This is a genomic window from Paenibacillus sp. HGF5 (assembly GCF_000204455.1).
GTDB classification, from domain to species: Bacteria; Bacillota; Bacilli; order Paenibacillales; family Paenibacillaceae; genus Paenibacillus_AQ; species Paenibacillus_AQ lautus_A.
The window spans coordinates 12214-33202 of sequence record NZ_AEXS01000164.1 but is presented as its reverse complement, the minus strand read 5'-3'; the positions used below and the strand labels follow the sequence as shown (position 1 = coordinate 33202).

The window sequence follows — 20989 nt, the reverse complement described above, 5'->3', positions numbered from 1 at the left end:
CATTTGCCGGGAGGGCTTATAAGATTCGCCATGATGAACAGGGAGCCCGGCTGACCTATATCAAAGCCACTGGCGGCACGCTGCAGGTGCGGGATGAAATCACGTATTTCTCCGGAACGGAGACGATCACGGAGAAGGTGACGCATATCCGCTTGATCAATGGGGGACGGGCAACCCCTGTCGACCGTGTGCATGCGGGCGACCTGTTTGCGGTTACCGGCATTTCCGCTGCTGCGGCAGGAGTCGGGCTTGGGGCTCTTAGCGGCCGGACGGTATACGAGCTGGTGCCGACGCTGAAGTCCAAGGTGGAATTCGAGTCCTCGATTCATCCCAAGGATATGCTGCGCTGCTTCCGGCTGCTGGATGCGGAGGATCCTTCCCTGTCCGTGCAGTGGGACGAGCCGGCACAGGCGATTCATATTCATGTGATGGGCATCATTCAGCTTGAAGTGCTGGAACGAATCGTGTTCGAGCGGTTCGGTTATCGCATTGCCTTCGGCGAGCCGGAGATTTTATATAAGGAGACCATAACGGAGGCTGTTGTGGGAAGCGGCCATTTTGAACCGTTGAAGCATTACGCGGAGGTGCACCTCCGGCTGGAGCCGGGAGAGCGGAACAGCGGCATCGTGTTTGCCAATGCGTGCCATCCCGATATGCTGCCGGTCAATTATCAGCATTTGGTTGCCCAGCATGTCGGCGAGAGGGATCATCACGGGCTGCTTACAGGTTCGCCGGTCACTGATCTCAAGATTACCCTGCTGAAGGGACGGGCGCACAACAAGCATACGCATGGCGGCGATTTCAGGGAAGCCACGTATCGCGCTTTGCGTCAGGGGCTGGAGAAAACAACCAGTCTGCTGTTGGAGCCATACTATCATTTCAAGGTAAAGGTGGATGCCGAGTTTATCGGACGGTTAATGTCGGATTTGACCCAGGCCAAAGCAAGCTTCGATCCTCCGGAAACGGTCGGAGACAAGGTGACGGTCACGGGATCGGCACCCGTATCCACCATGATGAAATATGGAATGGAATTAGCGGCGTACACCAAAGGAAGAGGTGCGATATCGCTGGTATACGGCGGATATGACCGGTGCCATAACGAGGCAGAGGTCATTGAACGCAAAGGATACGACAAGAACGCAGACCCGGAATACAGCTCCTCTTCGATATTCTGCGCCAAGGGCAGCGGTTATGCGGTGCCTTGGGATGAAGCGGATCGTCACATGCATGTGTGATGCGGTGGAAGAGACTAAGTAGTTAGGCAAGAGATTCGCGGTTGTAAGGGAGTTGGAGGATTCATTTAATAAGGTGTGATTGAGAATAGCTGTGGGATTCGTGTATGTACATGCTGGTTCATGAAGAGGATCTTCTCGAAAAGAACCGGGGAGAGGGTTTATTGATATCCGTAATGAGTAACGCACGCGTCATATTAAAACTTAACGCGTGCGCATACGGGAGGCATTTATGAAGAAAGAGAGCCTTTTTCAACAGGCTGCCCGCGCGACGGCCGCATGGTCCAATACGTAATGGCGGTCGTAATCAGCATTAGGATGCCTGTCATTAAGAATACCGAGTGAATGTTAAAGATGCCGCTGATCATGCCGCCCGCGAGCGGCCCGGCCATCCCGCCGATTTGGTTGGCGGTTTGGTTGAGACTGAACGCGCGCCCGCGGAATTCGCTTGGCGTATGTTTGACCACAAGGCCGTTAAGTGCCGGGAACACGGCACAGAAGAACGCGCCGTAAGCAAAGCGGATGGCCGAGAATGCCCAGATATTGCTGAACAGGATCTGGGCGAGCGATCCGATTCCGCTGGCGAGCAGGCCGATCAGCAGCACCTTTTGGAACCCGATTTTATCGGCCAGGCGTCCCCATCGGGCCGCAAACAGGATGCTGGCGATCCCGACGATGGAGAACACAAAGCCGGCAATCATCGAGGTATGCGATGAAGAGCCGCCGATCTGAGCGATATACAGCGGCAGGACGGGCTCGATCGTCATGACGGAGAACTGCGTCAGTACCGTAAGCATGAGCACGGTCATCAGCGCCTTGTTGTGTCCGGCGACCTTAAACGTGTTCATGACGGAGACGCGCTCTTTGCTGGGTACGAATTTCTCTTCTTTGACCCAGAATATGACGAGCAGCGTGGCTGCGAAGCACAGCATCCCTGCCAATCCGAATGCCATCCGGTTGCTGAACAGGGAGGCCAGGGTGCCTCCGATCATCGGACCCATGATGCCGCCGGTTGCGGTGGCCGTGGACATCATGGATAGGGCGTAGCCGACTTTTTTCTCAGGGGTATTGGTTCCTACGATCGCGATCGCGCCCGGAATAAAGCCGGAGAGAAGGCCCTGCAGCAGGCGGAGGATCAGCACTTGATACTCGTTCGTGACGAATGCCATCAGTACATAGATGACAAAGAGCACCAGGCCCGCGCGGATGATCATCGGTTTGCGTCCATATTTATCGCCGACGGCTCCCCAGAAGGGAGAGGACAAGGCGCCCGCAAAAAAAGCGGAACTGAACAGCAGTCCCGACCACAATTCCGTATGCTTGGTAACGCCGAGCTCAATCAGAAAAAGCGGGAGAAATGGTATGACCATCGAGAAGCTTGATGAAACGATAAATGAGCCGAACCATAGTATCCATAAATTCTTTTTCCAACTTTCCATGTCTTCTTCATCTCCTGATGTGCGATTTGTTGTACTCCTTCGAGCTTCGCCTCCTGTCTTTTTTAAATAGGTAATGGTGTATGTATTACATGTATCAGAAATAAGAAAGTGTAAGCTTCATGGGCTTACCCACCTTATTTTTGGATGAAAAACTTCCTTTACATGTGGGATCTTTCATTGGAGTAAGTACGTTGATAAGCGTATGACTTTGCGGTCTCGATTGGTGTTCAGTCCATCCATGCATCGGTTGAGGTCCCAAGAAGGGCAAGCCGGATGCGGATAAAGCAAAACGCCCCCCCAATTTGGTAAACTGGAATCAACCAGACTACCGCACTAAAGCGAAAGGCGTGCAACTTCATCCTACACCACATGTTTTGGATTGGGAAGAGGCGGGGAATGGGGTTAGAGCGGTCGGCGGCTCATTTGGGGATGAGGCGGAACCGCCGCTTTATCGCATAAATAAAGGGCTTTCAGGATTCCATGAGACGTGGATGAAAGATCGTAAAAATTATTTTTTTGGGGAGATCTGATATGAGAGAAACGCTGAAGGATCTATATTCGAATACATTGTTCCAGCAAGTGACCGACCGGCTGAAGGAGGCTTATCCGGCATTCGATGCGGACCGGTTCATGACGCTGATTCATAATGAAGCCTGGGAGCAGGAGGAGTTCAAGCAGCGCATCCGGCATATTACGCTGGCCTTAACGGACACGCTGCCTGCTTCTTACCCGGAAGCCGTCGGGATCCTGAAGCAGGTGGCTCCGCATTTCAGAGGCGTGGAATACGTGTTTTTTCCCGACTATGTCGAGGTGAACGGCATGGATGATCTGGAGACGTCGATGGAAGCTTTGGCGGTATTCACGCATTCTTCCACGGCGGAGTTTGCCGTCCGGCCTTTCATCATCCGGGACCAGGATCGGATGCTGGCCCAGATGATGGCATGGGCGCAGTCCGATGACGAGCATCTGCGCCGATTGGCGAGCGAAGGCTGCAGACCGCGCCTGCCTTGGGCGCCGCAGATTCCGGCCCTAATCAAGGATCCGCGCCCGGCGCTGCCGATTCTGGAGCAGCTGAAAGAGGACTCCTCCTTGTATGTTAGAAAAAGCGTCGCCAATCACTTGAACGACATCTCCAAGGATCACCCGGAGCTTGTGTTGGAGATCGCCGCCAAATGGTATGGCAAGCATCCGCTAACGGATTGGATCGTACGTCATGCGCTGCGTTCGCTGCTGCGTAAAGGGGATCTCCGGGCACTGGCTATTTTCGGATACGAGGAGCTTGAGAAGCTGGAAGGACTGGAGGTGCGCGAGCTGCGCATCAAACGTTCCGTGATTACGATGGGGGACGATTTGGAGTTCGCTTTTCAGGTAGTCAACGAAACCGGCTATCCGATGGCGCTCCGCATCGATTACGAGATCGATTATATGAAGGCAAGCGGCAAGCTTGCGCCGAAACGCTATAAATGCTCGGACAAGATTTATGCGCCGGGATGCTGGAAGGTGGAGAAGAAGCAATCGTTTAAGCCGATCTCCACCCGCCGTTTCTATTCCGGCGATCACCGCCTTCACATCGTCGTGAACGGCAAGCGGTTGGCGAGCATGGATTTTGTGCTGGAAGGTGCGGAGTAAGAGTAGGGGCGTGGTGCAGGACGATGTACTGTACTGGCAAACCTGGGGGCAGGTCGTGCACAGACAAACCTGTGGTGAGGAATTCCTGGAACCAGTGACGGTACGGGACGATTCCGATCTAAAGTTTTGTACATCGTGCGCACGGTTGCGTGGTCGTTGGGGCATTCATGGATGGCTGTCGACTGCTGAGATGTTAAGGAGGCTCTGACTAAAGGATTCGGAGTTGGTAATGCAATATCCCTGGTAAAGGAAAGGGGAGGTAATCTCCTTAGGCAGAGAAATGAGAGTTAAGAGCACTAGCCCCGCACGGTGATCATGCGCCAGTAACAGCTACAGAGGATAATGTGAGGCAAGCTTTCCGGTGGGAGGGCTTGTTTTTGTGTTTGTACAAAACCGAGTGCCATGCGGATTATGGCAACACTATCAAATGTGTGGAAATCAAGTTAGCAGGTAGAAGAGAAGCCGGACTTTTGGTACACTAGATAAGTTGAAAAGCTTTCAAATGGTTTACAAACAATTGATATAGATGTCGGATGCCCTGTTCTATGAACATAGAGTATGGCTAGCAGGTTTCAATGGAAGAATAGTAGTACACAGCACGCCGGCTTGGACCGGTCTGGGAGGATATAGATGGACACGAAAGCACTACGAAGAGAAGACGTGGAGCTGCTGGCGCCGGCAGGGGATTGGGATTGCATGCGGGCCGCGGTGGCTAATGGGGCGGACGCGATCTTTTTTGGGGTCGAAAAATTTAATGCGCGCGCACGGGCGAACAATTTCCGAATGGACGAGCTGTCCGAAATTATGGCCTTCTTGCACAGTTATGGGGTTAAGGGGTTCCTGACCTTCAATATACTCGTGTTTGAGAACGAGCTGGAGGATGCCAAGGAGTTGATCGATGCGTGCGTGGATGCCGGCGTGGACGCGGTGATCGTGCAGGATCTGGGTCTGGTGAAAATGATTCGCGAGATTTCTCCGGATTTCCCGATCCACGGCTCAACGCAGATGACGATTACGTCGCCGGAGGCCGTTGAGTTCACGAAGCCGTTTAACATGGAACGCGTCGTGCTCGGGCGCGAGAACAATCTGAAGCAAATCCAGAAGATCGGGGAGCAGGCGAAGCTGCCGATGGAAGTATTCGTGCATGGTGCGCTATGCGTATCCTACTCGGGCCAATGCCTGACTTCCGAAATGTGGGGCGGCCGGTCCGCCAATCGCGGAGAGTGCGCGCAGGCCTGCCGTCTGCCGTACGATCTGATCGTGGATGGCGAGCAGAAGCCGATGGGCGACGTTGCCTACTTGCTCTCGCCGAAAGATCTGGCCGCGATCGATCTGATGCCGGAGCTGATTGAAGCGGGCGTCACCTCGTTCAAGATCGAGGGTCGTTTGAAGAGCCCGGAATACGTGGCCAACGTGGTGAGCAAGTACCGGAAGGCGATCGACCGGTATTTTGACGGCGAGGATGCGAGACCGAGCAAGGAAGAAGTGCGTGAGCTGCAGCAGAGTTTCTCCCGCGGCTTCACCCATGGCTTCCTGGATGGAACGAACAATAAAAAGCTGGTCGAGGGTACGTTCCCGAAAAGCCGCGGCGTGTATCTCGGCCGGGTGGAGCAGATTCTGCGCGACGGTGTCGTCTGCAAGCTGGATGCGCCGCTGAAGCGTGGGGACGGTATCGTGTTTGATGCCGGCGACCCAACGAAAAAAGAAGAAGGCGGACGCGTCTACGACGTGCGCCGCAAAGGCGTCAAGCTGGAGGGCGAGGCGCAGGAAGGCTGGATCGTCGATATCGTTCCCGGCCGGAGTGACGTGGACCTGCGCAAGCTGCATGTCGGCGACCGGATCTGGAAGACCAACGATCCGGCGTTGGATAAGCGCCTCCGTCAGACGTACGAGACGGAGAAGCCGTACCGGGTATTCCCGGTACATGTGCGTGTCAGCGGCCGTCCCGGACAGCCGCTGTCGACCTGGTGGACCGATGTGCAGAAGGGCACGACGGTCCAGGTGGATTCGGAGCTGGAACTGGAGATCGCCCAGAAGCGGCCGCTGAGCCAGGAAATCCTGGAGGAGCAGCTTGGCCGCCTGGGCGGAACGGTGTTCCAGCTTGAGGCACTCGACGTCGACCTGTACGGCGACGTCATCGTGCCGATTCGCGAGCTCAACAGCATCCGCCGCCGTGCGGTGGAGCTGCTCGCCGGCGAGCGGCCGAAGCCGCCCGTGTACGTGAAACGGGCGGTGTCGGTGTATGGCGATGCGGCTGTGCCCGCAGCGCCCGTAGCCCGCGGTGAGGCGAAGCTCACCGCGCTGTGCCGCAGCCTCCCGCAGGTTGAGGCTGCGCTTGCGGCCGGCGTCGAGATGATCTACGCCGACTTCGAGTTCATCAAGCAGTTCCCGGCAGCGGTGGAAGCCGTGCGTGCAGCCGGCAAACAGATTGCGCTGGCCACGCCGCGCATTCACATGCCGGGCGAGAACGGCTATCACAACAACATCCTGCGCCTCCAGCCGGACGCCGTGCTGGTGCGCAACACCGGTGCGCTGTATTTCTACCTGCGCCACCGGATGGAGAACCCGGGGGCGAAGCATCCCCGGCTGATCGGCGACTTCTCCCTGAACATTGCCAACCACAAGGCGGTTGATCTGTTTGTCGAAGCCGGATGCGACGCCGTTACGCCTTCCTATGACCTGAACATCCAGCAGATGGTGGATCTTCTCGGCAAGGCCGACACGTCCAAGATGGAGATCGTCATCCATCAGCATCTGCCGATGTTCCATACGGAGCACTGCGTGTACTGTACGTTCCTCAGCGAAGGAACGGACTTTACGAACTGTGGTCGTCCTTGTGAAGAGAGCCGCGTGTCCCTGCAGGACCGGATCGGCATGTCCCACCCTGTTCGAGTGGATGAAGGCTGCCGTAACACCGTGTACAATGCCATCGAGCAATCCGGCGCCGAGTACCTGGCTAACTTCATGGAGCTGGGCGTATCCAGCTACCGCGTAGAGTTCCTCGAGGAAACGCCGGAGCAAGTCCACGAGGTCATCGATCTCTACAACCGCGCCCTGCGCGGCGAGATCAGCGGCACCCAGGTGTGGAAGAAGCTGAAGGCGACCAACCAGCTTGGCGTTACGCGGGGGCAGTTGGTGAAGTAAGGAAGCAGCACGCGTATTGCGTTTTTACGGAGATAATATGAAGGAGTGATGCAAGTTAGGCATCACTCCTTTTTGCGTCGGCACGCTTCGTTTCTGCGCGTTCATGGCGATGCTTGGATCGATAATGGAATAGAAACCCGACGTTCGGCTCGACGATCCAACCGAAGCCGCGTTTGATCCAGGACGAGGATAGCAGCCAGGTTATGACTGCGCCGAGCAGAATCAGCAGCAGCTTGCCTCCCGTGGACTGGAACGCTTCGAACCAGCTCAGATGCTGCATCGTTTTGACGATGAACCCGTGAAGCAAAAAGACGTACATGGTATTAACCCCACGGTCCGTGAAGGGCGTATCCGACCTCGGAATGAGGGAGAGGACGCAGAGTCCCATGATGACGGTGAACGCGTAGGTGATCATACGGTAGAGGCCTGCATACCACGAATCCAAGCCAAACTCCAGGTAAGGCATCGCCCCATAGAACCAATTAGTTGGCAGGATCGGCGATATGACGTACAGCAGGACAAATCCGGCGGAGAGCAGGATGATCGATAGCAGTTGAAAAGGCCGGGCCTTGATGGCATCCAGCCATTCCCTTTTGAAAACATATCCGATGAGAAAAAAGGGCAGGAAGTACAGCGTACGCGAAATGCTTGCATAATAGTCGACATCGATCGAGTACCCGAGCATGATGGACATCGCGAAACAGACGACGAGCGGGTATTTGAGCATCAGCAGGTACGGCAGAAGCATTTTCCACAGCATCATGCTGAACAGGAACCACAGGATCCAATTGGGGTAAAAGTACGTGAAATCGAGCCGATCCAAGCCTTGCAAGTAATAGTCGAACAGGGTATAGAGCGTCTCGAATATGAAATACGGCACGACCAGTCCCGACAGCAGGCCGACGTATTGTTTGGGGGATTGAATGCACTTGGCGAAATAACCGGCTGCATAAATAAACAACGGCATATGAAACGAGTAAATGAACTGATAGATCGCTCCCATCGCTGCTTCGCCGTTAAATGGCTCAATGAGATGTCCTACGACCACCAACAGAATCAGTATGAATTTGAGGTTATCGAAATAGGCGTCTCTCTCTTTCATCAGCAACCAGCTCCTTTGGCTTTTTGGTCCATCGAAGTTTCGTACTAGTATATCGGAGGGGTCTTGGTCATTTCCATGGATAAAAATGGATTGGGTGGTTATCTGGAGTTATCGGATTCAGCTTGTGAAAGCAGTGCCGGCAACCGATAAAAGACCGAGGGAGTCATTACTGGTTCCCCGCCAAGACACAAGCGGCTGATGTTCGGCGGACCACTGATTACCAAGGAGGTTATGGCCGATACGGATTCCAGCTTCTCAATAGCGCCTTCTTCGCAGACGTTAGACATGTCCTGTTCCAATAACCAATTTAACGACTGTAGTAACGTCAAACTTGGCGAAGAGAGGGGCAACTAGGCCAAAGCGGCAAAGTCACGAATCATAAGTCGTCTGATTTTGACAAAAACCGATTTTAATCGAAGGTTGGTTGGACTCATGGTACAATGGCATCAATATATTGGGAGACTTAAGGGAATGGAGAAGATAGGATGAACATTCGTAAAGCGATCATACCCGCTGCGGGGCTTGGTACGCGGTTCCTGCCAGCTACGAAAGCGATGCCTAAAGAAATGCTACCCATTGTGGACAAGCCGACCATACAATACATTATCGAAGAAGCGGTAGCTTCCGGTATCGAGGACATTATCATTGTAACTGGTAAGGGGAAGCGGGCGATTGAGGACCATTTTGATTCTTCCTTTGAGCTGGAACATAATTTAGCGGAGAAGGGTAAGTGGGGACTTCTCGAAGAAGTGCGTAAACCCTCAAACATGGCGGATATCCACTATATTCGGCAAAAAGAGCCCAAGGGGCTGGGCCATGCTATTTGGTGCGCACGCAAATTCATCGGGGACGAGCCGTTTGCTGTGCTGCTCGGCGACGACATCGTGGAGTCAGAAGTACCCTGCCTAAAACAGATGATGAAGGTCTACGACACCTACCAATCTACCATTGTGGGCGTTCAGCCCGTCGATTGGAACGAAGTCGATCGTTACGGGATCGTAGACGGATTTCAGAAATCAGACCGAATCTATGAAACATCGAGACTGGTGGAGAAGCCATCCCGTGCCGAGGCGCCTTCCAACCTGGCTATTATGGGCCGCTATATTTTACCGCCGGATATCTTCGACTTACTGGAGAATCAAGAGGTTGGGAAGAACGGAGAAATTCAGCTGACTGATGCGCTCTCCACCTTAGCTCATCGGAGTCCGATCTATGCATATCACTTTGACGGGATGCGCCATGATGTCGGCGAGAAGTTGGGTTTTATCGAAACCAGCATTCATTATGCATTGCAGCGGGAAGAGTTGAGAGATGATTTAATTGCTTATTTGAGTGGGGTTTTGGCGAAGGTCCAGTAATCTAATAAGACATAACATATGAAAAAAGGGACAGTTGGGTAGAGGTTTTCTACCACGAACTGTCCCTTTTTAATTAGAATTGTAGATCAGCAAGCTGTTGAACATTTTGCTTCGCATTCGGATCAACTTGGGTTAGCTTCGCCATAAGGGCATCATCACTCAAGTTTTGTTTTTGTAATGCTGCCAGATACCAACGTACAATCTCCTGTTGGGTTGTCTGGGTGAGATCTTCTTGCATGCCAATCTTAAGAGCTTCAGACGCTTGTTCCGGTTGATTCATCATGAAGTACATTTTGCCCGCATGGAGAATCATGTCGGGTGTGTTTTCGAAAGGATTACCTTGGAATTGGCCTTCCGGTAATGTAGCTAAATGCTTAATACCTTCTTGAACTTTAACAAAGGCCTCAGTTGCAAAATTAAAGTACTTCTCTTTTCCGGCAGTATCCCCTTCTCCTAAGGCTTTCATTCCCAGGTCATACCCTTTATTGATGATCTGCTCATACCAATTAATGTCCCATTTAAATTTATAGGCATTATTCACAAGTATCTCATAAGCTTGTTCTGGTTGTTGAATCATTTCGTAACTCTGTACCAATCGATTCAATATGGATTTATTATAGGGCTCGTCTTCAAGTGCCTGATTTAAGAGATTCGAAGATAGTTGAAAGAAACTTTCATCCTGAGTCTGCTGGTAAACGGATTGATATAATGAGTTTAGTAGCAGGACGGATTCCGTATGGCTAGGCCGAATGCTGAGATCTTTGTCCAGTGGAGCTTTAATCTCTTCAAACGATGTGCTAACCTGAACAATTCTGCGAGCTTCCATACCAGCTTCGGCAGCCTGTACATAACGTATGGAAGTGATCAGTACAATAATAGAAGCAAGGCCTATAACAGCTGTGTAGATATTTCTTGCTGTTGAATCTTGTACACTCCATTTTTTGATTGGTTTGCTGTCCATTACGGCAGCCATTCCGCCAAGCCCCAGGAATACAAGAATCCCCATGAACACATAACTCATATTAAAGTCCAAAATACTGTGAATCAAAATCGAAAGGACGATGATGAGATAAAGAAAATGACGATTGCGATCTTCTTCATTGCCTTTGATATAGCCGCGAATATATTTATAGAAAATATACAGGATAAACGACATGAAAATCACAAATCCAACAATTCCGACCTCGATCAAGTACTGTAAAAAGAAGTTATGCGCTTGACGACTTGTATATGGGTTGTTCTGATATTGCTCATAGAGTGATGCCCATGCTCCCCCGCCAGCACCGATGATAGGATAGTCTGCTAGCACCTTCATGGCATCTTTGTAGAAAGTAAATCGCTCCAAAACACTGTGCTGGTTAAAGTTAATGTTCTCAAGGCGGACACTAATATTTTGTGGTAAAACATTCTTCAGACTGGTGCCGATGAATAGGAAGATCAGCAGTCCCCCAATAACTATGGAGCCGATGGGAATCCACATATTGGAGGCCTTTTTAGTGGACCAATTGCTTAATGCTTTATCCAGTTTTGGGGCGATAAAACTTTGAATGACCCATCCTAGAAGGCCTACAACAGCAGACGCACCAAGTAAGATTCCCCAGCCTTTAAGGGCGCCACTGCTGCTGAAAGCTTCATTTAAACTTAAGCCCAGCTCTGTTACCGGTTTGGAAATGATCAGCGAAGCCACACCCGCTATACCGCAGTACAGGATCCACAATATTTGTTTAGCTGGCTTCAGGAATAGGAGCAGCAGAACAAATACTACGGGCAGCATGACCAGACCACCACGAGACAATGTTAACAACAGCGATACAATGATGGGTACCAGCATAAAGCTGTGGAAGGCTTGGCCGTACCATTTTTTTGATGTCGTAGCGTAAAAGACTGCTGCAAACAAGAAAGCCATGAGAAAAGCAGCATAAGTATTCGCGTATTGGAACACCGAGGTCAGACGGAGACCGTTAGAGTCAGTCATTACAGCATGAGTATATGTACCGTTTAGGACCGTGTTAGAAAACCATTTTGCAATGGCACCTGCAGTCTTGCCCTGGCCAAACCAATGTAGTAAACCAAAACCAACAATAAGATATGCTACAGCCATAATTGTATTTTGAATGATTCGGTTCCCTAACTTGTCACGGAGTGCGTACAGTCCAATGATGAACATAATAGCATAAATACAATTTATGATGATCATATTCATGGCAAGACTATGTGAAGCCGCACTGATGAGAGAAAGTATGTAAGTTAAAGGTAGTAAAAGCACACCTACAGCTAGCCAATCTCTTTCATCCTTGAGTTGGATGCTTTTATAAAATTGTGCGATCCAAAGAAATAATAGTAGAGTTGCTAATATAGCAGCCCAAAAATCGGTTTTTCAAATTGTAGCTCTTGACCGTTAAATAGAGCCGTTTGGTAAGGTGTCCAGAACAGAAACAAGATGATTCCTGAAATTAACACCCAGAACAAAGCTGATCTCTTTCCTTCTATCCTCGACTCAGCGGCTTTTTTACCGTATACTGGATTCGACAACGTATTTAGCTCCTTTTCTTGTAGATACGACAATATTTTAGCATAATGAGAGGAATGGGGCTAGATTCCTGTTCTACGTATATTTGTTATCCGGTGGTGTTGTATATTAAAAAAGTAATATATCAATTTACATATAAGTTAGCAGTATTAACAAAGCCTCTTATAACTCGCTTGTTATCTCCCGGCTTTAGACAAAGGGTGAAAAGGGCGCTTTTGAAGAAAGCTTATCCTCTAGAAAAGAGTCAAGATCAAAGTTACAGCAATAACCTGGAAAAGGGTGTTAATCTACTGGGCTATTCACGAGCGGAGATGGGGATTGGAGAATCATGTCGAATAGCTGCTAATAGTATGGATTCCGCGGGTATCCCTTTTGGAATTATTAATTTCAAGGGCACGAATAGTGCTAGAATGTCTGACCTTACATGGTCGTCGAAGGAAATTGGAGAACCTAAATACAACATTAACTTATTTCATATTAATGCCGAACAAATGATGGAAGTCTACGCTCAATATGGAAATTCGTTGTTCCAAAATCGATATAATATCGGTTTTTGGCATTGGGAGTTACCGGATTTTCCAGATGAATGGCTAGAGGCTTTTGAACTTGTTGATGAAATCTGGGTTCCATCTACATTTGTGGCAGATTCAATAGCTTTAAAAAGCCCAGTTCCTGTGGTGAAAATACCGCACTCCATTCAGGTGGGCATAAATGAAGTTCGTAATAGGGAGTTCTTTGGTCTGCCCGATGGAGTCTTCCTGTTTTTATCTATGTATGATGTTAAGAGTTATCAAGAACGTAAGAACCCTAAGGCTGTGATTAAAGCGTTTAAAGCAGCTTTTGAGCCTGAAGATCGATCTGTTGGATTGGTACTGAAAGTAAACTCATATAATAGTGGTAAAGCTGAACTGGACGAGCTTAAGGAACTTATTAGTGACTATAAGAATATTTATTTGATTAAGGATACAATTAGCCGAAATGATATAAATGCCTTGATTTCAGTTATAGATTGCTTTGTGTCGCTGCATCGAAGTGAAGGGTTTGGCTTGGGGCTTGCTGAGGCAATGTACTTGGGTAAACCAGTTATCGGAACCGATTGGTCGTCAAACACTGACTTTATGAATAGTAGCAACTCTTGCCCAGTGAATTTTAAATTAATACAAGTTGGACGAGATCATGGACCATATAGGGCATATCAAATGTGGGCTGACCCAGATATAGTGCATGCATCGTTATATATGAAGAGGTTGGTTTCAGATATAACTTATTATAAACAAATTGCTGCTAGCGGTATGGAGGATATTAGAACTAAATATTCTCCGGAAGAGGTAGGACAATTAGTGAAAAGGCGCCTTGACTATATCTATAAATGGAAGTTTGGAGGCTAATATGGATATTACTTGTGTACTAATGGCTGGTGGTAAAGGGGAAAGATTCTGGCCTAAAAGCAGGACTAACCTTCCTAAACAATTTTTAAATATTTCTGGCAATAAATCTATGATTCAGCAATCAATTGAACGTTTAGAGAAGTTGATTGATATCACAAGGGTATTTGTTGTTACAAATGGTCTGTATGCTGAATTAATTAAAGCACAAATTCCTCATTTACCACACGATAATATAATAATAGAACCTATAGGTAGAAACACTGCACCTTGCATTGGACTTGCTTCAATAGTTATTGAGGAGAAATTTCCTGATAGCACAATGGTTGTATTGCCATCTGATCATATAATTGAGAATGAAGAAGGGTTTATTAAAATACTTAAGACAGGTATTGAGGTAGCTCAGGATAATAAAAGCCTAGTAACTTTAGGGATAAAACCTTCATACCCAGAAACAGGTTATGGGTATATTGAGAGCACACAGGAAAAATTATATATTAATGACCTAGAGGTCTTTAAGGTAAATAAGTTTGTTGAAAAACCTGATCTGGAAGCTGCTGAGAAATATTTGGAAGCAGGTAACTTCTATTGGAATAGTGGCATTTTTATCTGGAGAACTGAAGTTATAAGGAGTTATTTTAAAATTTTTATGCCAGAAGTGCATGATGTATTGGAAACTATGAAAAATGGATTTAAATTTTTAAATCGAAACGAGATTATAGAGAGTGAATTTATAAAAATGCCAGACCAATCAATAGATTATGGTATTATGGAAAAAGTAGATGATATTTTTGTCATTCCATGTGTTTTTGGTTGGGATGATGTCGGAAGTTGGACTGCGCTAGAGCGAATAAACGATCTAGATGAACATGGTAATGTTATTAGAGGTAACATTCTAAATTTGGACACAAAAAGATGCATTATTGAAAGTAACGGTAAACTAATCGCAACATTAGGTATTGAAGATTTAATTGTTGTAGATACAGAAGATGTTACTCTTATATGTGCGAAGGATAAGGCTCAGGAAGTAAAGACTTTGTTGAAAGAATTACGAATGCAGAAATTGGAACAATATCTATAATATTTATATAAACAAGGAGAGTACAACAATGACTAAAAGTGCACTAGTTACTGGAATTACAGGGCAGGATGGGTCCTACCTGGCAGATTTGTTACTTGAAAAAGGATATAAAGTTTATGGATTACGACGTAGAACGAGCATACCTGTTATGGATAACATAGAACATATTAAGAATGAAATTGAATTTATTGAAGGAGATTTGCTTGATCAGGGTTCACTAGTAAACGCAATAAAAATCTCGAATCCAGATGAAGTTTATAATCTTGCTGCACAATCTTTCGTAGGCACCTCGTGGGACCAGCCTTCTCTGACTGGTCAGATTACAGGGATCGGGGTTACAAATTTATTGGAGGCTGTACGATCAAAAAAACCTGAAGCTAAATTTTATCAGGCTTCGAGTAGTGAAATGTTTGGTAAAGTAGTGGAAACACCGCAAAAAGAAACAACACCGTTCTACCCGAGAAGCCCGTATGGAGTTGCCAAGGTTTATGGACATTGGATTACTGTGAATTACAGAGAAAGTTACGACCTCTATGCTTGCTCAGGCATTCTCTTTAATCATGAATCACCTCGTCGTGGTATCGAATTTGTAACTCGAAAAGTTACAACTGCTGCTGCTAGAATTAAACTGGGGTTACAAAAAGAACTTAGAATGGGGAACTTGGATGCCAAACGGGATTGGGGCTTTGCAGGTGATTATGTTAAGGCTATGTGGCTGATGCTTCAACAAGACAATCCTGATGATTTCGTAATCTCGACAGGTGAGACACACACCGTTGAAGAGTTGGTTGAGGTTGCATTTGGCCATGTAGGTTTAAATTGGAGAGATTATGTGGTTATCGATCCTAAATTTGTGCGTCCAGCAGAAGTTGACTTGCTCTTAGGCGACTGCTCGAAGGCTAAAGAAAAACTGGGTTGGGAGCTTGAAGTTGGATTTGAAGAGTTAGTTAAGATGATGGTGGAAAGTGACTTGGAAAAAGTAAGGATATAATTAAATTTGATTTATAAAAAAGTCCTCTGGGAGTTCAGGGGCTTTTTTATAAATCTCATGCTTTTCTTTCATTTAAATATGTTTAATCGGAGATGGTCAGTATTATCAGGAGTATATGGAATTACAAAAATTTTATTCTAGGGATGGTAAAACGGGATTTTCAATCAAGATATCTAAATTCAACTCTAGGGCTTGTATGGGCAATCGTTAATCCATTAGCATTAATATTAGTATATACTTTAATATTCACACAGATTATGCAGGCTAAACTCCCTGAAATCGAAAGCCAATGGGCATATAGCATTTATTTGTGTGCTGGTGTTCTTCCATGGAATTATTTTGTAGAGTCCATCCAGAGAATGCAAAACTTGTTTTTTGAGCAAAGCAATCTAATTAAGAAACTAAATTTTCCTAAAATCACATTACCCGTGTATATTCTCATCTCGTCAACTATTAATTTTGTAATAAGCATGCTTATTTTTATTGTTTCTTAATAACTACTAATCATTTACCCGATTATCACGTACTTGGTTTTCTTCCTCTTATTATATTACAGCAACTTATCGCAATTGGGATTGGTATTTTAGTAGCCACTTTGAATGTATTTATACGAGATATTGGACAAGTTATGAGTATAATTTTGCAATTCTGGTTTTGGATGACGGCTATAGTGTATCCATTGAATGTTCTTCCTGATAACTTACAAAATATATTCTCTTATAACTTCATGTTACCAATTGTTGAAGGGTATCATAATGTATTTGTATATCATGAATGGCCTCTATGGGAAACTTTACTATATCCCGTTATTATCGCAGTTGTTTTTGTTAGTTTAGGCTTTTTAACTTATAAGAAGTTGAATAAAGAAATGGTGGATGAACTCTAATGAACAGAATTACAGTGGAGGCACTTGGGAAAAAATACAAAACATATGAGAAACCTTACCACAGATTCCTAGAGGCAATAAGTTCAAGGAAATTCTATAAGGAGAAAGTTGTTCTAGAGGATATCTCTTTTAAAGTAAAAGAAGGCGAATCAATTGGGGTGATAGGTCATAATGGCGCTGGTAAGAGTACCCTCTTGAAGTTATTGACGGGGGTAACACAACCCTCATCAGGTAGATTCGAGGTTAATGGTAAGGTTTCAGCATTGCTTGAGTTAGGAATGGGCTTTCACCCTGATTTTACAGGCTATCAAAATGCAGTTATGGCATTACAAATGCAAGGTTTTAATAACACGGAAATAGAAAGTATACTTCCTGAAATAGAGAAATTTGCCGAAATCGGTGATTATTTTAGTCAATCCATCAGGACATATTCAAGTGGTATGATGGTTAGGTTAGGTTTTGCTGTTGCCACTTCAATAAGACCTGAAGTACTAATTGTTGATGAAGCCTTATCTGTAGGGGATGCATATTTTCAACATAAATGCTTCGATAGAATAAAGGAATTTAAAAAACAAGGGACTACAATTTTTTTTGTGTCTCATGATCCTGGTTCTGTCAAAAACCTTTGTGATAGAGCATTGCTTATTGAGAATGGAAGATTAATAAAGGAAGGAAATCCTGATGATATATTAGATTTTTATAATGCTATCATAGCCAAAAGAGAAAGCGACTATCAGATAAAAGAGAATCAAGGGACTGGAATTAGATCTGGGAATGGTAAAGTCTCAATTGATGAAGTTCAATTATATGTTCATGATTCACCTGTAAACGCGATTCAAGTAGGTGAAGAAGTTAGACTTACCGTTAAATATCATGCACAACAGAATGATTTAGAAGATTTGACAGTTGGCTTTATGATTAAAGATCGAATAGGAAATGAAATCTTCGGTACTAATACTTTTTATTTAGGTAGAAAGATAAGTGATGCAAAAATAGGTGTTGAAAAAGAAGTGTCTTTTTATTTTAATGCGAATCTCGGGGTTGGAACTTATAGTATTACTGTTGCTGCTCATGCAGGGAATTCGCATATTAATGATAACTATGATTGGTGGGAACACTCATCTACCTTTCAAGTTATAGCAGGAACAGAATCAAAATTCGTTGGTGTGAATTTTTTATCGGTCAAGGCTGAAATAATTTGAAAATAATTATCGGAGGACCAACATATGTCAAACAGATCTTCTGTAGAAATATTGATGAAGCAAATAAAAGATGATATCGATCAAGATGGGGATGAAGATATTAAATTTATAAATCCTCAAATTAATTCTAGTGTTAGTAATAGAGATGCTCTTTTGGCTCAAATAAACGCATCTTGGGAAATACCATTCGATGTACCAATTATCCAGCCTCCTACAATCAAAGGTAAAATAACAAGCTATATCAAAAAGGTTATATCAAAGTTAATAAATTGGAGAATTCATGATTTAAACATACGCCAGAACAATTTTAATGCGGATACTGTGAGATCAATAAACTATCTAGATAAACAATTAGAGGAGTCAAAGTTAATAATCAATAAACTAGAACAAGAAGTGGATAAATTAATTAGTATCGTTAATATTATGAAGAATAATACAGAACAAAACTCGAAACCTATTAATTATTTTAGATTCGAGAATAAATTTAGAGGTAGTAGAGAACTAATTAAAGAATATCAATCAGTCTATCTTAAGTTTATAGATACAAACATGAAAGTTCTAGATCTAGGTTGTGGTAGAGGAGAATTTGTTGAACTTTTAACAACCAATGGAATCGAAGTAGTAGGTGTAGATAGTAACGATGAAATGATAAATGAATGTATTAGATTGGAACTTCCAGTTGTTAAAGATAACTTGTTTAACTACTTAGAAAAGACAAGTGAAAAATTTGATTGTATTTTTTTAAGCCAAGTAATAGAGCACCTTAACCACAATGAATTAATTAAACTTATTGGATTAGCTCATGAAAAGTTAAATAGCAATGGTTTATTAATCATGGAGACTCCTAATCCTGAAACTGTCTTAGTCTCCTCATATACATTTTACCTAGACCACACACATGTTAGACCTCTTCCGCCAGTTCAATTATCATTTATTATAGAAGAATGTAATTTTTCTGTTTTGGAGAATCTGTACTTTCATCCGTTTGATAACGATAGTAAATTACAAGAGTTAGTTAGTGAGAACCATCTTATTAATAGTAATTTCAAGTTATTAAATAACACGATTTTTGGACCACGTGATTATGCAATTGTGGCAAAGAAAAGAGATGGAGCGAATAATGATGGGAAATAAGGGTGTATCAATCATCATCTTGACTTGGAACGGATTGGAATATTCACAGAAATGCATTAATTCATTGCTTGAGAAAACTATCTTCACGAATTATGAATTAGTTATTCTAGATAATGGAAGCACAGATGGGACTATTGAATATCTCGAGAGTACTTATAAATACACATCTAACGTGAAAATCGTAAAAAATCCTATAAATGAGGGATTTGTTAAAGGAAATAATAAAGCAATTCAATTTTGTAATCCAGAAAACGATATAATTATGTTGAATAATGATATTATCGTAACGCAAAAAAATTGGTTAGAGCTTCTACAGGAATCCGCATATTCTTCTGATCAGATAGGTGTGGTTGGATGCAGAATGCTAGGACTTAATGGGGAACTTCAACATGCTGGTACATATATTTATCCAGAAACGTTTTGGGGTCAGCAAATAGGTGGAAATGAAGTTGATATTAACCAGTATTCAGTTTTACGTGAGGTTCAAGGCGTGATATTTGCATGTGTATATATAAAACGGGAGGTTTTGTCATTAATCGGAGGATTGGACGAGGATTATTTTTCTTATTTCGAAGATACAGATTTTTGCTTAAGAGCAATTGAGAATGGTTATAAAATAGTTTGTGATGGTAGAGTTTCAATGTTACATTATCATAATACTTCGACAAAAATTAATAAAGTGAATTTTTCAGAAATGTTTAGTAATTCTCAAAGAATATTTAAAAACAAATGGAAGAAAAAACTTGAGGAAAGATTTGAAGGTAGAATTGCTTGGCATTCTATTGTGAATTTCCCATCAGGTTATGCAGTGTCATCAAAAAATCTAATGATTTCCTTAGATGAAATCAATGTTGACGTAAGATATAAATATGTTTATGGTCCTGATACACCTTTTCCCGTGGTAGAACCTGAGCAGTCAGATGATTATAGAATAAATATCATAAAAGGCAGGAAATTCACAAAGGACGGTCCCCAAGTTGTCTATGGGCAGGGCGATGTTTTCTATAAAAATACTGGGTCGTATAAAATCGGTTATACAATGCTGGAGGTAACGGGAATACCAAGAGAGTGGGTAAAACAAGCTAATTCTATGGACGAGATCTGGGTCCCTTCAGAGTTTAATAGAGAGACATTTTATAATTCTGGTGTCAGGACTCCTATAAATATCATCCCATTAGGAGTTGATCCTAATTACTTCAATCCTCAAATAGTAGGCCATAAGCCTACTGAGAAGTATGTATTTCTTTCGGTATTTGAATGGGGGGAGAGAAAGGCGCCAGAGCTTTTGTTTAAAGCATTTACTAATGAGTTCAGTAAAAATGATGATGTGATTTTAATCTGTAAAATTTTCAATAACGATGGAAGTATTAACGTTAAAGAAGAAATACGTAAGATGAACTTGGATATTGATAGACCTTCAATAATGATAATTTATAATGAAGATATACCTGGCTATCAAATGGGAAGTTTATATCGTTCTTCTGATTGTTTTGTTTTGCCAACTAGAGGTGAAGGTTGGGGGATGCCAGTTTTAGAAGCGATGGCTTGTGGATTGCCTGTGATATCGACAAATTGGAGTGCCCAGACAGAATTCTTTAATAGTGAAGTAGGTTATCCTATTGAAGTTAAGAGACATATCGCAGCTGAAGCAAAATGTCCTTACTATGAAGGTTATAATTGGGCTGATCCTGATCTAGAGCATTTACAGTATTTAATGAGATATGTCTATGAACATAGAGAGGAAAGTTCTCAAAAAGGGATGATGGCTTCTGAACAGGTGCTAAAAAATTGGACTTGGGCTAACGCTGCTCAAAAAATCAAAGAACGGATTATAAATATCTAATGTACATATATTTTTTTATTTAAAGTGTATTCA

At 44.6% G+C, this 20989-nt stretch carries 11 protein-coding genes and 3 pseudogenes; 11 read left to right on the top strand and 3 right to left on the bottom strand.

What is annotated here, in order from left to right; genetic code table 11:
• Window positions 1–1235, top strand: a pseudogene (locus tag HMPREF9412_RS27125) (TetM/TetW/TetO/TetS family tetracycline resistance ribosomal protection protein); the annotation flags it as partial.
• Between the two features lie 227 nt (window positions 1236–1462).
• On the opposite strand, the gene HMPREF9412_RS27120 reads toward HMPREF9412_RS27125, so the two are convergent.
• On the bottom strand, window positions 1463–2671 hold the full coding sequence (locus tag HMPREF9412_RS27120) for an MFS transporter (RefSeq protein WP_009595037.1): 1209 nt from the start codon (window positions 2669–2671) through the stop codon (window positions 1463–1465).
• 531 nt (window positions 2672–3202) lie between these two features.
• Between HMPREF9412_RS27120 and HMPREF9412_RS27115 the strand changes: the two genes are divergently transcribed.
• Entirely contained in the window at window positions 3203–4300 is a 1098-nt protein-coding gene (locus tag HMPREF9412_RS27115; protein ID WP_009595038.1) for a DNA alkylation repair protein, read from the top strand.
• A 630-nt stretch (window positions 4301–4930) separates the two neighbouring features.
• Window positions 4931–7444: a U32 family peptidase gene (locus HMPREF9412_RS27110; protein WP_009595045.1), complete on the top strand. Its 2514-nt coding sequence runs from the start codon at window positions 4931–4933 to the stop codon at window positions 7442–7444.
• A gap of 55 nt (window positions 7445–7499) precedes the next feature.
• Here the strand turns inward: HMPREF9412_RS27110 and HMPREF9412_RS27105 are convergent, their stop codons facing one another.
• Window positions 7500–8546 (bottom strand): acyltransferase family protein, encoded by a 1047-nt coding sequence (locus tag HMPREF9412_RS27105; protein ID WP_009595030.1) that lies wholly within the window; start codon window positions 8544–8546, stop codon window positions 7500–7502.
• A gap of 485 nt (window positions 8547–9031) precedes the next feature.
• Here HMPREF9412_RS27105 and galU point away from each other — a divergent pair, with 485 nt between their 5' ends.
• Window positions 9032–9904, top strand: a complete 873-nt coding sequence (galU, locus tag HMPREF9412_RS27100; RefSeq protein WP_009595034.1) for a UTP--glucose-1-phosphate uridylyltransferase GalU — start codon at window positions 9032–9034, stop codon at window positions 9902–9904.
• A 73-nt stretch (window positions 9905–9977) separates the two neighbouring features.
• Here the strand turns inward: galU and HMPREF9412_RS27095 are convergent.
• Window positions 9978–12436: pseudogene (locus tag HMPREF9412_RS27095) on the bottom strand (O-antigen ligase family protein).
• Between the two features lie 213 nt (window positions 12437–12649).
• On the opposite strand from HMPREF9412_RS27095, the gene HMPREF9412_RS27090 reads away from it, so the two are divergent.
• From HMPREF9412_RS27090 to HMPREF9412_RS27060, 7 genes and pseudogenes are all read left to right on the top strand, one after another.
• Window positions 12650–13822 carry a glycosyltransferase gene (locus HMPREF9412_RS27090; RefSeq protein ID WP_254664121.1) on the top strand — a complete coding sequence of 391 codons (1173 nt, stop codon included), beginning with the start codon at window positions 12650–12652 and terminating at the stop codon, window positions 13820–13822.
• A 1-nt stretch (window position 13823) separates the two neighbouring features.
• Entirely contained in the window at window positions 13824–14900 is a 1077-nt protein-coding gene (locus HMPREF9412_RS27085; protein ID WP_009595025.1) for a mannose-1-phosphate guanylyltransferase, read from the top strand.
• A gap of 28 nt (window positions 14901–14928) precedes the next feature.
• Window positions 14929–15891 (top strand): GDP-mannose 4,6-dehydratase, encoded by a 963-nt coding sequence (gene gmd / locus HMPREF9412_RS27080; RefSeq protein WP_009595049.1) that lies wholly within the window; start codon window positions 14929–14931, stop codon window positions 15889–15891.
• Between the two features lie 92 nt (window positions 15892–15983).
• A pseudogene (locus tag HMPREF9412_RS33740) lies at window positions 15984–16777 on the top strand (ABC transporter permease).
• Window positions 16777–17979 carry an ABC transporter ATP-binding protein gene (locus HMPREF9412_RS27070; RefSeq protein WP_009595043.1) on the top strand — a complete coding sequence of 401 codons (1203 nt, stop codon included), beginning with the start codon at window positions 16777–16779 and terminating at the stop codon, window positions 17977–17979. The pseudogene HMPREF9412_RS33740 and the gene HMPREF9412_RS27070 overlap by 1 nt, the downstream one beginning before the upstream one ends.
• A 24-nt stretch (window positions 17980–18003) precedes the next feature.
• On the top strand, window positions 18004–19113 hold the full coding sequence (locus HMPREF9412_RS31860) for a class I SAM-dependent methyltransferase (protein WP_009595029.1): 1110 nt from the start codon (window positions 18004–18006) through the stop codon (window positions 19111–19113).
• On the top strand, window positions 19100–20956 hold the full coding sequence (locus HMPREF9412_RS27060; protein ID WP_217492371.1) for a glycosyltransferase: 1857 nt from the start codon (window positions 19100–19102) through the stop codon (window positions 20954–20956). Before HMPREF9412_RS31860 ends, HMPREF9412_RS27060 begins: the two co-directional genes overlap by 14 nt.
• Window positions 20957–20989 lie beyond the last annotated feature (33 nt).